The sequence below is a fragment of the Cupriavidus sp. DF5525 genome (assembly GCF_040149425.2).
Lineage (GTDB): Bacteria > Pseudomonadota > Gammaproteobacteria > Burkholderiales > Burkholderiaceae > Cupriavidus > Cupriavidus pickettii_A.
The window spans coordinates 1209456-1224027 of sequence record NZ_CP168265.1; the positions used below are offsets into that span (position 1 = coordinate 1209456).

13 protein-coding genes and 1 tRNA gene are annotated in these 14572 nt (G+C 65.9%); 8 read left to right on the top strand and 6 right to left on the bottom strand.

The genetic code is table 11. The features are described 5' to 3' along the window. Positions 1-8: 8 nt before the first annotated feature. Positions 9-593, bottom strand: a complete 585-nt coding sequence (locus tag ABNX08_RS05805; RefSeq protein ID WP_022534224.1) for a peptidylprolyl isomerase — start codon at positions 591-593, stop codon at positions 9-11. Positions 594-663: 70 nt separating this feature from the next. Continuing rightward, a complete protein-coding gene (locus ABNX08_RS05810) occupies positions 664-1377 on the bottom strand; it encodes a tetratricopeptide repeat protein (protein WP_022534225.1) in 714 nt (237 codons plus the stop codon). A gap of 292 nt (positions 1378-1669) precedes the next feature. On the opposite strand from ABNX08_RS05810, the gene cysS reads away from it, so the two are divergent. From cysS to ABNX08_RS05840, 6 genes are all read left to right on the top strand, one after another. Then, on the top strand, positions 1670-3058 hold the full coding sequence (gene cysS / locus ABNX08_RS05815; protein ID WP_022534226.1) for a cysteine--tRNA ligase: 1389 nt from the start codon (positions 1670-1672) through the stop codon (positions 3056-3058). Beyond that, positions 3055-3903 carry a DNA-3-methyladenine glycosylase gene (locus tag ABNX08_RS05820; protein WP_041680978.1) on the top strand — a complete coding sequence of 283 codons (849 nt, stop codon included), beginning with the start codon at positions 3055-3057 and terminating at the stop codon, positions 3901-3903. Before cysS ends, ABNX08_RS05820 begins: the two co-directional genes overlap by 4 nt. A 115-nt stretch (positions 3904-4018) precedes the next feature. Next, complete coding sequence (locus ABNX08_RS05825) at positions 4019-4990, top strand: acetyl-CoA carboxylase carboxyltransferase subunit alpha (RefSeq protein WP_022534228.1); 972 nt, start codon at positions 4019-4021, stop codon at positions 4988-4990. After that, on the top strand, positions 4956-6419 hold the full coding sequence (gene tilS / locus ABNX08_RS05830; protein WP_022534229.1) for a tRNA lysidine(34) synthetase TilS: 1464 nt from the start codon (positions 4956-4958) through the stop codon (positions 6417-6419). Before ABNX08_RS05825 ends, tilS begins: the two co-directional genes overlap by 35 nt. Positions 6420-6539: 120 nt before the next feature. After that, positions 6540-7790 carry an aspartate kinase gene (locus ABNX08_RS05835; protein WP_041681294.1) on the top strand — a complete coding sequence of 417 codons (1251 nt, stop codon included), beginning with the start codon at positions 6540-6542 and terminating at the stop codon, positions 7788-7790. A 129-nt stretch (positions 7791-7919) separates the two neighbouring features. Next, positions 7920-8013, top strand: a tRNA-Ser gene (locus ABNX08_RS05840). 168 nt (positions 8014-8181) lie between these two features. Here the strand turns inward: ABNX08_RS05840 and ABNX08_RS05845 are convergent. The 4 genes from ABNX08_RS05845 to tauA all read right to left on the bottom strand — a co-directional run bounded on the left by ABNX08_RS05845 (position 8182) and on the right by tauA (position 12260). After that, the gene (locus ABNX08_RS05845) at positions 8182-9351 is read right to left on the bottom strand and encodes a monovalent cation:proton antiporter-2 (CPA2) family protein (RefSeq protein ID WP_041681295.1); all 1170 of its coding nucleotides are present in this window, start codon (positions 9349-9351) and stop codon (positions 8182-8184) included. Between the two features lie 159 nt (positions 9352-9510). After that, a complete protein-coding gene (locus ABNX08_RS05850; RefSeq protein ID WP_041680980.1) occupies positions 9511-10386 on the bottom strand; it encodes an ABC transporter permease subunit in 876 nt (291 codons plus the stop codon). 10 nt (positions 10387-10396) lie between these two features. Next, entirely contained in the window at positions 10397-11173 is a 777-nt protein-coding gene (locus ABNX08_RS05855) for a taurine ABC transporter ATP-binding protein (protein WP_022534233.1), read from the bottom strand. An 88-nt stretch (positions 11174-11261) separates the two neighbouring features. Continuing rightward, complete coding sequence (gene tauA, locus ABNX08_RS05860) at positions 11262-12260, bottom strand: taurine ABC transporter substrate-binding protein (protein WP_022534234.1); 999 nt, start codon at positions 12258-12260, stop codon at positions 11262-11264. Between the two features lie 416 nt (positions 12261-12676). Here tauA and ABNX08_RS05865 point away from each other — a divergent pair, with 416 nt between their 5' ends. Together ABNX08_RS05865 and ABNX08_RS05870 are read left to right on the top strand one after the other, a co-directional pair. Continuing rightward, positions 12677-13786 (top strand): PAS domain-containing sensor histidine kinase, encoded by a 1110-nt coding sequence (locus tag ABNX08_RS05865; RefSeq protein WP_022534235.1) that lies wholly within the window; start codon positions 12677-12679, stop codon positions 13784-13786. Continuing rightward, positions 13783-14433: a response regulator transcription factor gene (locus ABNX08_RS05870; protein WP_022534236.1), complete on the top strand. Its 651-nt coding sequence runs from the start codon at positions 13783-13785 to the stop codon at positions 14431-14433. The genes ABNX08_RS05865 and ABNX08_RS05870 overlap by 4 nt, the downstream gene beginning before the upstream one ends. The last annotated feature ends 139 nt before the right edge of the window (positions 14434-14572 follow it).

Sequence of the window (14572 nt, forward strand, 5' to 3'; positions counted from 1 at the left end):
TCGGTGTGTTATTTGACGACAGTGGCCGACTCGATCACGATCGGCGAGGCCGGCACATTGCGCATGGGACCGTAGGCCGTGGTCGGCACGCTCTTGATCTTGTCGATCGTGTCCATGCCTTCCACCACCTTGCCGAAGACTGCGTAGCCGTTGCCGTCCGGCTGCGGGTAGTCGAGATTCGGATTATCCACCACATTGACGAAGAACTGCGCGGTGGCCGAGTCGGGGTTGCTGGTACGTGCCATGGCCACCGTGCCGGCCTTGTTCTTCAGGCCGCCGCGCGCTTCCAGCGGGATCGGCGCGCGCGTGGGCTTTTCCTTCATGTCGCGGTCGAAGCCGCCGCCCTGCACCATGAAGCCGTTGATCACGCGGTGGAAGATGGTGCCGCTGTAGAAGCCGCTCTTCACATACTCGAGGAAGTTGGCAACCGTCTTCGGCGCCGCATCCGGGTACAGCTCAATCGTGAACTTGCCGGCGCTGGTGACGAACTGGACGCGCTCGGGGGCTTTCTGCTGTGCCATGGCGCTGAACGACGACAGGGCCAGTGCGGCTGCCGTCAGCGCGGCCAGGACGATGCGACGGGAACGGATCATAGGGAAACTCCGGTAAGTCTGGATACACACGGCCTGGACGCGCGGCGTCCGGGCCTTCGGGATGGGGGCGTCAGTTGACTGCCGGCGCGCTGGCCGGGGCCTGGCGGCCGGCAGGTGCCGGCTTGCGGCCGCCGGCGGGCGCTGCCGGCGTTGCCGGGCTTGCGGGCGCAGCGGTCTCGCGCAGTTGACGCAGGGCGGCGCTGGCGCGGGTATCACCCGGGTTGCGCCGCAGCGCCTCGGCGTAGCTCTGCTCGGCCAGGCGGAGGTAGACGTCGCCCAGGTTGGTATAGGCGATCGCAAAGGCGGGTTTGACCTCGGTGGCCAGCACCAGTTCGGCCTCGGCGCGCTTCAGGTCGCCACGCTTGGCATAGAGCAGCGCCAGGTTGTTGTGGGGCTCGGGCAGTTCGGGGAAGTCCTGCGCCATCTCGGCAAAGGCCTGGATCGCGGCATCCTCGCGGCCGGACTGCGCCAGTGCCCAGGCGCGCTGGAAGCGGGCCTGCGCGTTGCGCGGATTGGTCGCCAGTACCCGGTCGAAGCCCTTGATGGCTTCGTCATAGCGGCGCGCGTTGGCGGCCTGCTGGGCCTCGCTCATGCCCGGGTCGAGCGAGCGGATGCCGTCGACGGGGGAAGTGGGCGCAGGGATCGACAGCGGGCCGTGCTGCGCATGCGCAGGGCCGGCCAGCGCGGCGGCCAGGGCCAGCATGGCCAGCGCGGTGCGAGGGCCGTGTCTGCGTGCAGGGGCGCTGCAGGCAGCGGGGGGCGGGGAGGGCAGCAGCAGGCTCATTGAAGACGGGTCCGTTATACTCCGCGGCATTCTAGCAAAGCGGCAAGTCCGGCACGAAAGCAGCCCCGTGCGCGGTCCGACCTGCGGGCGGGCTGGCGCACGGACCAGCGACGCCGCGCGACCAACTGGCACACCGCCTTCCGGTAAGATATGGGGCGCGGCGGATTTGCGCCAGCGCCAGCCGACGCGGTCGCGGCTGGTGCCAGCGGCGCGCCCGTGGCGCGGGCGCGGACGGACCCGCGTTGCCTGCTGTGCGAACCCGGCAGTCTCCTCTCATCACTCACATCGTTTCATGCAGCTTCTGAACATCTACAACACGCTCGCCCGTGAGAAACAGCCATTCGTGCCGATCGAACCCGGCAAGGTCCGCATGTATGTGTGCGGCATGACGGTGTACGACTACTGTCACGTCGGCCACGCGCGCGTCATGGTGGTGTTCGACATGGTGCACCGCTGGCTGCGCGCCGCCGGCTACGACGTGACATATGTGCAGAACATCACCGACATCGACGACAAGATCATCCGCCGCGCCGTCGAGAATGGCGAGACCATCGGCCAGTTGACCACGCGCTTCATCCAGTACATGCACGAGGATGCCGCCGCGTTGGGCGTGATCCGTCCCGACCACGAGCCACGCGCCACGGACTTTGTGCCGCAGATGCTCGACATGATCGGCAAGCTGGAAGCGAAGGGCCTGGCCTACCAGGCCAGCGACGGCGACGTGAACTATTCGGTGCGCAAGTTTGACGGCTATGGCAAGCTCTCCGGCAAGTCGCTGGAAGACCTGCGCGCCGGCGAGCGCGTCAGCGCCAACGACGCCAAGCAGGACCCGCTGGACTTCGTGCTGTGGAAATCGGCCAAGGCCAGCGAGCCGCCCGAGAGCAAGTGGGAATCGAAGTGGGGCGCTGGCCGCCCCGGCTGGCACATTGAATGCTCCGCCATGAGTTGCGCGCTGCTGGGCGAGCACTTCGACATCCATGGCGGTGGGGCGGATCTGCAGTTCCCGCACCATGAAAACGAGATCGCACAGTCCGAAGGAGCCAGCGGCAAGCCCTTCGTCAACATGTGGATGCACAACGGGTTCGTGCGCATCAACGACGAGAAAATGTCCAAGTCGCTTGGCAATTTCTTCACGATCCGGGAAGTTTTGAAGTCGTACGACGCCGAGGTCGTACGCTTCTTTATCCTGCGCGCGCACTACCGCAGCCCGCTGAACTACAGCGACGCCCACCTGGACGACGCGCGCCACGCGCTCACGCGCCTGTACACCGCGCTCAAGGATAGCCAGCCCGGCGGCTGCGCGGTGGACTGGGAAGAGCCACACGCGAAGCGCTTTGCCGAGGCCATGGGCGACGACTTCAACACCCCGATCGCGATGGCGGTGCTGTTCGACCTGGCCAGCGAAATCAACCGCACCGGCTCGACCGCGGCCGCGCGCCAGCTCAAGGGCCTGGCCGGTACGCTGGGCCTGCTCGAGCGCGACCCGCACACCTTCCTGCAGGGCGGCAAGTCCGACGACGGCCCGTCGCCCGAACAGATCGAAACGCTGATCGCCGCGCGCAAGACCGCCAAGGTCCAGCGCGACTTCGCCGAAGCGGACCGCATCCGCGCCGAACTGCTGGCCGCGGGCATCGTGCTGGAAGACAAGCCGGGCGGTGCCACCGAGTGGAGGCGTGCTTGAAAGCTGCCGCGCGCAAGCCCGCCACCGCCACGCCGCCGGCCGCAACGGGCCGGGGGAAGGCGGCCGGTCCGCGCCCGGACAAGGCTGGCGCCAAGGAGGCGCCGCTGCCTGATGGCCAGGATACGGCCAAGCCGGCCAAGGTCTCGGCAAAATCCGCGCGCAATGCGAAGGCCGTGCTGCCCGAGGTGGACGCGGTGCCGCTGCCGGTCGAAACCGTCATCGATGCGGTGCGCCCCGCCTACTGGGACGAGGCCTGCGCCGACCTGATGAAGCGCGACCGCATCCTGCGCAAGATGATCCCGACCTACGGCCCGGCGCACCTGGTGTCGCGCGGCGATCCGTTCGTCACGCTGGCTCGCGCGGTGGTGGGCCAGCAAATTTCGGTCAAGGCGGCGCAGTCCGTTTGGGAGCGGCTGCATGCGCTCTGCCCCAAGCTGACCCCGGCACAGTTCCTGCGCGCCGGTCCCGAGAAGCTGGCTGGCTGTGGCCTGTCCAAGCGCAAGGGGGAATACCTGATCGACCTGGCCGACCACTTCAAGGCGGGCACGGTGCATGTCGACGAATGGGCGCAGATGGACGACGAAGCGGTGATCGCGGAGCTGACGCAGATCCGCGGCATCGGCCGCTGGACCGCCGAGATGTTCCTGATGTTCAACCTGATGCGGCCCAACGTGCTGCCGCTGGACGACATCGGCCTGATCAACGCGATCTCCGCCAACTATTTCAGCGGCGAACCCGTCACCCGCAGCGAGGCGCGCGAAGTCGCGGCCAACTGGGAGCCGTGGCGAACCGTGGCTACGTGGTATATGTGGCGCAGTCTCGACCCGCTACCAGTGACGTATTAGGCATTACGGCAAGAAAATTTAGGGGTAGGTGCAGTCCGGGCTATCTGGCAGGCGCTAAGATAGCGACCAAATTCCGGTAGAATGCGCCCCTTCACAGACAGGTACGTGTGATTTTATGAAAACCACCTTCCTGGATTTTGAGCAGCCCATTGCCGAACTCGAGGCAAAGATCGAAGAACTGCGCTTTGTGCAGGACGATTCGGCTGTTGATATTTCCGAAGAGATTTCGCGGCTGGCCGGCAAGAGCCAGCAGCTGACCAAAGATATCTACGCCAACCTGACCCCGTGGCAGGTTGCGCAAATCGCCCGCCACCCCCAGCGTCCCTACACGCTGGACTATGTGCGCGAGATCTTCACCGATTTCCACGAACTGCACGGCGACCGCACCTTTGCCGACGATCTGTCGATCATCGGCGGCCTGGCGCGTTTCAACGGCCAGTCGTGCATGGTGATCGGTCACCAGAAAGGCCGTGACACGAAAGAGCGCGCCCTGCGCAATTTCGGCATGCCCAAGCCCGAGGGCTACCGCAAGGCCAAGCGCCTGATGGAGCTGGCGGACAAGTTCGGCCTGCCGATCTTCACCTTCGTCGACACCCCGGGCGCATTCCCCGGCATCGACGCCGAAGAGCGCGGCCAGTCGGAAGCCATTGGCCACAACCTGTACGTGATGGCCGGCCTGAAGGTGCCCCTGATCGCCACCATCATCGGTGAAGGCGGTTCGGGCGGCGCGCTGGCGATTGCCGTGGGCGACGTGGTGCAGATGCTGCAGTTCGCCACCTATGCGGTGATCTCGCCCGAAGGCTGCGCCTCGATCCTGTGGAAGACCGCCGAGAAGGCCCCGGAAGCCGCCGAGGCGCTGGGCCTGACCGCGCACCGCCTGAAGGCGCTGGGCCTGATCGACAAGATCGTCAGCGAACCGCTGGGCGGCGCGCACCGCGACCACAAGGCCATGGCGGCGCTGCTCAAGCGCACGCTGGCCGAGTCGCTGCGCCAGTTCCAGGGCATGAGCGTGAAGGAGCTGCAGGCTCGCCGCTACGAACGCCTGCTCGCCTATGGCAAGTTCAAGGAAACCGGCGTCCAGGACTGACCCGTCCACCCCGCTGACCGACAAGGTCGCACAGGCCCTCCAGGCTGGTGCGGCCTTTGTTGTTTCTGGCGGCGGCGCGGCGGCGGGCGGGGGCGCGCTGACAATCGCGGTGGCGCTGTCGGGCGGGCGCGATTCGGTCGCGCTGCTGCATGCCGCCTGCGCGGCCGCGGCGGGCTGGGGCGCTGCCGCACGCGTGGTGGCGCTGCATGTCCATCACGGCCTGCAGGCTGCTGCCGATGACTGGGACCGCTTCTGCACCGCGCTGTGCGCGCAGTGGCAGGTCGGCTACTTTGTCCGGCGCGTGTTGGTGCAGCCGGAGGCGGGCGAGGGCGTGGAAGCGGCCGCGCGCCGCGCGCGCTATGCCGCGCTGGCGGCGATGTGTGCCGACAGCGGCGCGCGCCTGCTGCTGTTTGCCCATCACCAGGACGACCAGGTCGAGACCGTGCTGCTGCGGTTGTTCCGCGGCGCGGGTGTCGCGGGCATGGCGGGGATGCCGGCCATGCGGCCGCTCGACGAGCGGAGCGGCGTCATGCTGCTGCGCCCGTGGCTGGACGTGGCGCGCGACGAGATCGATGCCTATTGCGCGGCGAACGCGCTGCAATGGATCGAAGATCCGTCCAATACCGATGTCCGTTACGCGCGCAATGCCTTGCGCATGCACCTGCCCGCGCTGGTGTCGGCCTTTCCGGCGCTGCGCGCCAACGTGGTCCAGGCCGCGGCGCATTTCGCGCAGGCCAGCCAGCTGATCGACCACCTGGCGGGCACGGCGCTGTCGCAACTGGCCCGTCCGGGCCGCGATGCCGACACGCTCTCCGAACTCGACCTGAACGGGCTGCGCGCCCTGTCCGCAGCCCATGCCGATGCCGTGCTGCGCCTGTGGCTGCGCGACTTGGGCGTGCGCGCGCCGTCCACCACGCGCCTGGCGGCAATGCGGGAGCAACTGGTTATGCACGATGGTGGTGAGCCCGCGATTCCGCACGACGGCCTGGTGCTGCGCCGCTTCCGCGACCGGGTACTGGCCTGCACGCCGCCGCCCGCAGCGCCGCCCGCGCCCGTGGCACTGGACTGGCGCGGCGAAGGCCGCATCGTCGTGCCAGCGTGGCGGGGCGAACTGCGCTTTTTCCGTGATGACACCTTCGGCGTGCCCGAAGCCGTGCTGCGCCAGCCCTTGCGCCTGGTCGCCCGCGCTGGCGGCGAGCGCATCGTGCTGCACCCGGGCGGCCCCGCGCGCGCGCTCAAGCAGGCCTGCCAGGAGGCCGGCATCCCGGCCTGGCGCCGGGCCTGGCTGCCGCTGCTGTGGGCTGGTGACACGCTGGTGATGGCCGCGGGGCTCGGCATGCACCGGCGCTGGCCGGCCGAGCCCGCCGCCCCGCGCTGGCGCGTGGAATGGCAGCCGCTGCCGCCGGTCGGGCCCGCAACGCCCCGATAAGGCCGGCGAGCTGGCGCACGGGTCACATCCGATCGGCCCGGTGCCCCGCGCCGCCTTGCCTGAGACGGCATGTTCGTGTATTTTCAAGGGCTTTGCACAATCGCTGGCGTCGACAAGAAGATGGCTCTCATCGTTCACAAATACGGCGGCACTTCGATGGGTTCCACGGAACGCATCAAGAATGTCGCCAAGCGCGTGGCCAAATGGCACCGCGCCGGTCACCGCGTAGTCGTGGTGCCTTCGGCCATGTCGGGCGAGACCAATCGCCTGCTAGGACTCGCCAAGGAAATTTCGCCGCAGCCGAATCCGCGTGAATTGGACATGCTCGCCTCCACCGGCGAACAGGCCAGCGTGGCGCTGCTGGCGATCGCGCTGCACGGCGAGAACATCGACGCGGTCAGCTACACCGGCTGGCAAGTGCCGGTGAAGACCGATTCGTCGTACACCAAGGCCCGCATCGAATCGATCGACGACGAGCGCATCCTGGGCGACCTCGACGCCGGCCGCGTGGTCGTGATCACCGGCTTCCAGGGCATCGACGACGACGGCAACATCACCACGCTCGGCCGTGGCGGCTCGGACACCTCGGCCGTGGCCATCGCCGCTGCGATCGAAGCCGACGAGTGCCTGATCTACACCGACGTCGACGGCGTGTACACCACCGACCCGCGCGTGGTGGAAGACGCCCGCCGCCTGGACCAGATCACCTTCGAAGAAATGCTGGAAATGGCCAGCCTCGGCTCCAAGGTGCTGCAGATCCGCTCCGTGGAGTTCGCCGGCAAGTACCGCGTGAAGACCCGCGTGCTGTCGTCGCTGACCGACCCGCTTATGCCGCTCGAGCAGGAAATGCATTCGGGCACGCTGATTACTTTTGAGGAAGAGTCTGAAATGGAAGCAGCCGTCATCTCCGGCATCGCCTTTGCCCGTGACGAGGCGAAGATCACCGTTCTGGGCGTGCCGGACAAGCCGGGCATCGCCTACCAGATCCTGGGCCCGATCGCCGACGCCAACATCGACGTCGACATGATCATCCAGAACCAGTCCGTCGACGGCAAGACCGACTTCACCTTCACCGTGCCGCGCGCCGACTACCAGCGCGCGCTGGCGATCCTGAACGACGGCGTCAAGTCGCATATCGGCGCCGGCAGCGTCTCGGGCGACCCGAAGGTGTCCAAGGTGTCGGTGGTCGGCGTCGGCATGCGCTCGCACGTGGGCATCGCCAGCAAGATGTTCCGCACGCTGTCGGAAGAGGGCATCAATATCCAGATGATCTCGACCTCGGAAATCAAGATCTCGGTCCTGATCGACGAGAAGTACATGGAGCTGGCCGTGCGCGCCCTGCACAAGGCCTTCGAACTGGAACAGGCGTGATCCGTTCGTGAACACTTCTGGCGGCGCAGCAGATTTTGTGTTGTGTCATCGATTTTTCGTTGACCAACCCGCGCGGCGCCGCTAGAATACGCGCTTCGTTGTGTGGCTCCCTCACACAACGCAAGTTTGGGAGACGTGGCCGAGAGGTCGAAGGCACTCCCCTGCTAAGGGAGCATCTGGGCCAAAACCTGGATCGAGGGTTCGAATCCCTCCGTCTCCGCCAGCAATGGCGGCGAACCCCGGAAGATCGCGGTCTTCCGGGGTTTTGTTTTTTCTGGTTCCGGATTCCTGCCGTGCGACGCATGTGTCCCTTGCACATGCGACTGGAGCCGGCAGTGATTACGCGCGCCCGGTCGGGCACGGCGGGCAAGGCGTCACGCCGATATCCAGCTCACGCCTCCTCGGTGGCACGCACCACCATCAGCTTGCGATGAGCAAGCAGCAGCAGTGGGGTCGTAGCCATCGATAGCGCGACTACCACCGTGACGACGGATAGCTGCTCGGCATCAAGCAAGCGAGCAGCCTGTGCGGCCGCCATCACGACAAAGGCGAACTCCCCTCCCTGTGAAAGCAGAATCGCGAAGTATGCGCGCTGTTCTCGCGGCAGATTGATCCGGTTAGCCAGGAACCTCAGTGCCGCGAGCTTGCCTGCGACAAGCGCGAAAACCAGCACCGCAACCAGCAATGGCTTGTCCGCCACGACGCTAAAATCAATCGACATGCCGACTGCGATAAAAAACAGGCCGAGCAGAATGCCCTTGAAGGGGGCCATGTCAGATTCGATCTCGTGACGGAATTCGGACCCTGCCAAAAGCATCCCGGCCACGAACGCACCGAGTGACATCGACAGGTGGACCAGGTGCATGAGCAAGGCGATACCTATGACCCAGAGCAGCGCGAAAACGGTGAATATCTCGCGCGTCCCGCTCCGCTGAATGATGCGCAGCGCGTGTTTCAAAACAAAGCGCCCGCCGATCACAACGGCCGCGATCATGGCCAGCGCTTTCATCGCCATGATCCAGCCAGCCGGGGCGCTCGCTTCCGCTGGCATCGGGGCGAGCAGCGGCATCAGTGCAATCATCGGAATGGCGGCAATATCCTGAAACAGCAGGATGCCGAAACTGGCCTGGCCGACCGGCGTATCCATCAGGCGATTCTGTTCGAGGATCGCAATCACCATCGCGGTGGATGACAGCGAGAGCGCGAATCCGGCGGCAACGCCAACGCGCCATGGCGCGCCAAAGATCGTGAAAATGGCCGCCAGCAGCACCGCACATAGCGCTACCTGGATCCCGCCGTAGCCAAAAATGGAGCGGCGCATCGCCCACAGTTTCTCGATGTCCATTTCGATGCCGATGATAAACATCATCAGCACAATGCCCAGTTCGGACACGTCCAGGATCGAATCGACATCGGTGACCAGCCTCAGCCCCCACGGACCGATCACCACGCCAGCCAGCAGGTAGCCCAGGACGGAGCCGAAGCCAAGGCGTACCGACAGCGGCACCGCGATCATTGCCGCGGCGAGGAATACAACCGAGTCAATCAGCAGTTGCTCCATCATTCCCCTCCCGATTGCGGGGACGGGCTATGGATTCGTGTCAGTCAACCGTCCACCGTTGACAGTCAAGCACACCGCAGCGAATCTTGAAAGGAATTCCACCAGGCCGGAATCCGCAAGCGCCGACCTCGGTGCGTCGGATCCCGGGCCTCGCGCACCTCACATCCTTCCCTTCCAGGGCACCAGCCACTTCGCCATCTTGCGCATCAGCAGGTCGAACACGTAGGCGATCAGGCCGATCAGCACGATGCCCATGATCACCACGTCGGTACGCAGGAAGTTGGACGCATTGAGCACCATCTGGCCCAGACCGGCGGTAGCCGCCACCATTTCAGCGGCGACCAGGGTGGTCCAGCCGAAGCCGATGGCAATGCGCATCCCAGTAAGGATATCGGGCAGCGCGGCGGGTATCACCACATGGCGGACCACCTGCCATGGCGAGGCACCCATCGAGTAGGCCGCGTTGATCTGCTCGATGGTGACCGAGCGCACGCCCGCCTGGGCCGACATAGCCAGCGGCGCGAAGCAGGCCAGGAAAATCAGCAGCACCTTCGAGGTCTCATCGATGCCGAACCAGATCACGATCAGCGGCAGGTAAGCCAGCGGCGGCAGGGGACGGTAGAACTCGATCGGCGGGTCGAAGATGCCGCGCGCGATCCGCGATACGCCCATCATCACGCCGATCGGTACTGCCGTGACCACCGCCAGCCCGAACGCGCCGAACACGCGCAGCATGCTGGCCGTGAAGTGTTCGGTCAGCGGCTGGCCGCCTTGCAGGTTGCCCTGCCAGGCATCGATGAAGGCGGTGAGGATGGACTCCGGCGTAGGCAGGAACAGCGGCGGCAGCCAGCGCAGATGGCTGGCAATCCACCACAGCGCAAGCAGCAGGACCACGGTGACGGTGGAGATGCGCGAACTGGATCCCTCTCCGGGCAGGCGGTAGCCTGAGACGGTCTTCATGTGCTGGCCCGCGCCGGCTGCGGCAATGGCCGGGGCGCGTGGCGTGGGTTCGATGCGTTGGACGGAAGCGGGCATCTCGTGTTCCTCAGGCGGTGGCATGGATCAGATCGACGATCTCTTCGCGATAGCGGATGAATTCGGGGTCGGACTTGACCGCGCGCGCATCCCCGGACTCGATGTAGCGCCGCGCGAACGGCAGCTCATAGGTATGGGCGATGCGGCCGGGCGAGGGCGTCATCACAATCAGCCGCGTGCCCAGGAACAGCGCTTCTTCCACGCTGTGCGTGATAAAGAAGACGATCTTCTGTTCCTTGGCCCAGAGCTTCAGGATCAGCCCCTGGATCGATTCGCGCGTCAGCGCGTCGAGCGCGCCAAGCGGCTCGTCCATCAGCATCACCGCCGGATCGCTGGCGAGCGCGCGGGCAATCCCGACGCGCTGCTGCATGCCGCCTGAGAGCTGGTAGACCGGCTTGTCGGCTACCGCTTGCAGTCCGACCGCCGCCAGCTTCTCGTGCGCGACCCGTAGCCGCTCGGCACGCGCCACGCCGCGCAGGCGCAATCCCAGCGCAACGTTGTCCGCCACGCTGAGCCACGGCATCAGGGCATGCTTCTGGAACACCACGCCGCGTTCGGCACCGGGTCCGTGTACAGCCTTGCCGCACAGGCGGATTTCGCCTTCCGATGGTTCCATGAAGCCCGCGATGCACGACAGCAAGGTGGTCTTGCCGCAGCCGGAGGCACCCAGCGCGACGACGAAATCGCCGCGCTCCATGGTGAGGTTGACTTGTGACAGCGCCAGCGTCTTGGCGCCGCCTGCGGTGCCGTAGTTGACACTGAGATTGTCGATTTCGAGTTTGTACATGAGGGGCTTCCGCAACAGGACTTTCGGGGCTGCCGTGCCGGGATTGGCCTTGCGCACGGCAGCTATCTTCAGTGACACGGTCGCGGCGTCAGCGCAGCGCGCGCTTCGCCCATTCCGCGTTGACCCCCGGCCCATAGTCCGGCAGAACGGTCTGGATCGTGCCCTGCTCCTTGAGGAACTGCGCCGCGGACTGCAGCGCACGCGCCGCACCGCCGCCCAGCCAGCGTTCCGAGACCTGCTCCTGCAACGTGGGGAACGCGTACAACGCCATGCTCGCGGGCACCGACTCAGCCTTGGCGCCGGACATCTTGGCCACGGCCTTCACCATTGGCGAGTCGGCGGTCCAGGCAGCCTTGTTCTTGCGATAATTTTCGTCGGCGGCGGCGAGCACGCGCACCAGCTTGACCATGAACTCCGGGTTTTCACGCGCGAACTTCTTGTTGGCGATCATGCCGTCGAAGGTGGCCTTGCCGGTATCGGCGGCGATTTGCCCCGAGGTCGTCAGCACGGTGCCTGACTGCTTGAGCTTGGCCAGCACCGGGTCCCAGATAAAGGTGGCGTCGATGTCGCCGCGCTCCCATGCGGCCGCGACCTCGGGTGGGCGCATATTGACGATGCGTACGTCCTTCGGATTAATTTTGGCGCGTTCCAGTGCGACCAGCGTGTGGTAGTGCGTAGTCGACACGAACGGCACACCCACGCGCTTGCCCTTCAAGTCCGCCACGCTGGCGATCTTGCTGCCATTTCGCACGACCATCGCTTCTGCCGCGTTGATGTCGTCCAGGATCCAGAACAGTTCGACGTCCAGTCCTTGCGACAAGGCCGAAGCGATCGGCGAAGTGCCCGCCTCGCCAATGGCGATCTGGCCCGATGCCATGGCGCGGATCACATCGCCGCCGCCGCCGAACTGGCGGAATGAAACCGTGTAGCCGGTCTGCTTTTCCAGTTCCTTCATGTCCTGCGCGTAGCGCCAGGGCACCACCATGTCCTGGTAAGCAATCACTACATTCTTGCTTTGCGCGTGTGCGGCCGGCGCCAGCGCCGCTACCAGGGCGACATAGGTCGCGATTTGCTTGATCCACCGCATGGTTGTGCTCCTCGAGAGGGAAAAGGTGTTGGGTGTTCCGGCTTTATAGGTGAGGGCTGTCCCTGGCCAATAGGTCCAGTTGCCGGGATTCGCTGGGACCAGAAACCGCCGTGCGGGCGCGTACCGCGGTGCGCCGGGCGGAGCGGTGGCGTGCGGGGCCGTCAATCATGGAAATCCTGTAGCGGCCCGGATGGCGGGGGCTGTCCGACCGCGTGCGGGAAGGCAGGCATGGCTGCGGGTCGGCGCGAGCAGCAGGCCCCCCATCCGTGCATCCATTCAGGAAAACGACAAGAGCATTGCCAGCGCCCACTGGCTATAGTCTGCGGGGAGCGCAGGCACGCCATGCCACTTGATGAGCACAACGCATGACCCCATGCCTGCCTGCGATGAATGGCGAGCACTGACAAGGAGGAGACATGGATGTCGACCTGCAGCGGGCCATACTGAACAACATCCCGGACCAGGCCTGGCTGAAGGACGTCAGCTCGCGCTACATCCTCGTCAATGACGCCTTCATGGCCGCATGCGGGCGGAGCGAGGCCGAGATCCTTGGCCGCACGCCGGACCAGGTCTGGTCAGAGGACTGGGGGCAGGTGTACCTGCGCACCGACAAGGCCGTGGTGGCCAGCGGTATCCGCCGGCGCTACGAGGAAAGCCGCCATGCCAGGGACGGGAGTCTGCGCTGGTTCGATACGATCAAGATGCCGGTTCGCGGCCGGGATGGCGAGGTCGTCGGCACGGTGGGCATTTCGCGGGATATCACGGACCGGAAGCGCTCCGAGCAGGCGCTGCTTGCCGAAGTGGAGAAGGGCGAGCAAACCAGGCAGGAGCTACTGGCGTCGCGCGCGCAACTGCGCGAGCTCTCCGCCTACCTGCAGTCCGTGCGCGAGGCCGAGCGCACCCGCATTTCACGCGAACTGCACGATGAACTGGGCCAGTCGCTGACGGCGTTGCGCCTCGGGCTCAGTTACATCGAGGCGCAGCAAGGCCCCGATGCCGACGAAGCGTGCCGCAAGCATGTGCAGATGCTCAAGGAGATCGCGGATTCGACGGTGGATGCGGTGCAGCGCATCGCGGCGGACCTGCGGCCGCCGCTGCTGGATGAGCTGGGCCTGAACGCGGCGATCGAGTGGCTGGCCGAATCGCTCTCCGAGCGCGAGCGTGGCGGCATTACCTGCGAGCTGGCGCTGCAGCCCGTCGGCGAGATCAGCGCCGAGGTCAGCACCGCGGTGTTTCGCATTGCACAGGAAGCGCTGACCAATGCCTGCCGCCACGGCCGCGCGGATCGCGTGCTGGTTGAACTCAACGACACCGGCGGAGTCCTGCGGCTGGTGGTCTCCGACAACGGGCGCGGCATCGATGCGTCGAAGACCGGGCACCGGCGCAGCCTGGGCCTGGTGGGCATGCGCGAGCGCGCGCTGATGCTGGGCGGCAAGCTTGCGGTGACCAGCGAGAAGGGCGGGGGCACACGGGTCGAAGCGCAGATACCCAATACCGGCTGCTCCGGCAAGGGAGGCACCAGATGATCCGCATCACGCTTGCCGACGACCACACCATCATCCGCGATGGGCTGAAGAAGATCATTTCCACCGTGCAGGACATGCAGGTGGTCGGCGAGGCAGCCGACGGCCACGAGGTGCTGTCGCTGCTGCGCCTGGACGTGCCCGATGTGCTGTTGCTGGATATGTCGATGCCGGGAAGGAGCGGCATCCTGCTGATCCAGCAGATCCGGGCCAGCCATCCCGCGCTCCCCATCCTGGTCCTGAGCATGTACCGCGAGTCGCAGTATGCCGTCCAGGCCATCCGCGCGGGCGCGGCCGGCTACCTGACCAAGAATGTCGAGTCGGACCAACTGCTCGGCGCCATCCGCAAAGTGGCGCGAGGCGGCACCGTGGTCTCGCCCACGATCGCCGACCGCCTGGTCATGCAGGCCCGGCAGCCGGAGGCCGTGTTGCCGCATGCACGGCTGACGGCGCGCGAACTGCAGGTGTTCCAGATGCTGGCCGAGGGGCTGGGCATCAATGAGATTGCCGTGGCGCTGTCGCTCAGCGCGAAGACGGTGAGCACCCACAAGGCCAATATCCTGGGCAAGATGGATATCTCCTCGACAGCAGGGTTGGTGCATTACGCCATCCGTCACGGACTGCTCGCCGAAGCGGGTGACGCTGCCTAGTTTGTGCGGTGCGTCTAAGCGAATCCTTAGGTCCAATTCAGCCGATCCTGATGTAGCGCTGCCGCCCCGGCACCTACGCTTCAGATCACGAAGCCCCCGTTTCCGCCGCGCATGACCCCGCGGCAGGCCGCCCCCAAAG

What these genes read in the sequence shown, in the direction of transcription:
- ABNX08_RS05845 (WP_041681295.1), bottom strand. Translation starts at nt 9,351, where the DNA reads ATGGAGCAACTGCTGATTGACTCGGTTGTATTCCTCGCCGCGGCAATG.
- ABNX08_RS05810 (WP_022534225.1), bottom strand. Translation starts at nt 1,377, where the DNA reads ATGAGCCTGCTGCTGCCCTCCCCGCCCCCCGCTGCCTGCAGCGCCCCT.
- tauA (WP_022534234.1), bottom strand. Translation starts at nt 12,260, where the DNA reads ATGCGGTGGATCAAGCAAATCGCGACCTATGTCGCCCTGGTAGCGGCG.
- ABNX08_RS05850 (WP_041680980.1), bottom strand. Translation starts at nt 10,386, where the DNA reads ATGCCCGCTTCCGTCCAACGCATCGAACCCACGCCACGCGCCCCGGCC.
- ABNX08_RS05805 (WP_022534224.1), bottom strand. Translation starts at nt 593, where the DNA reads ATGATCCGTTCCCGTCGCATCGTCCTGGCCGCGCTGACGGCAGCCGCA.
- tilS (WP_022534229.1), top strand. Translation starts at nt 4,956, where the DNA reads ATGGCAAGTTCAAGGAAACCGGCGTCCAGGACTGACCCGTCCACCCCG.
- ABNX08_RS05825 (WP_022534228.1), top strand. Translation starts at nt 4,019, where the DNA reads ATGAAAACCACCTTCCTGGATTTTGAGCAGCCCATTGCCGAACTCGAG.
- ABNX08_RS05855 (WP_022534233.1), bottom strand. Translation starts at nt 11,173, where the DNA reads ATGTACAAACTCGAAATCGACAATCTCAGTGTCAACTACGGCACCGCA.
- cysS (WP_022534226.1), top strand. Translation starts at nt 1,670, where the DNA reads ATGCAGCTTCTGAACATCTACAACACGCTCGCCCGTGAGAAACAGCCA.
- ABNX08_RS05835 (WP_041681294.1), top strand. Translation starts at nt 6,540, where the DNA reads ATGGCTCTCATCGTTCACAAATACGGCGGCACTTCGATGGGTTCCACG.
- ABNX08_RS05870 (WP_022534236.1), top strand. Translation starts at nt 13,783, where the DNA reads ATGATCCGCATCACGCTTGCCGACGACCACACCATCATCCGCGATGGG.
- ABNX08_RS05865 (WP_022534235.1), top strand. Translation starts at nt 12,677, where the DNA reads ATGGATGTCGACCTGCAGCGGGCCATACTGAACAACATCCCGGACCAG.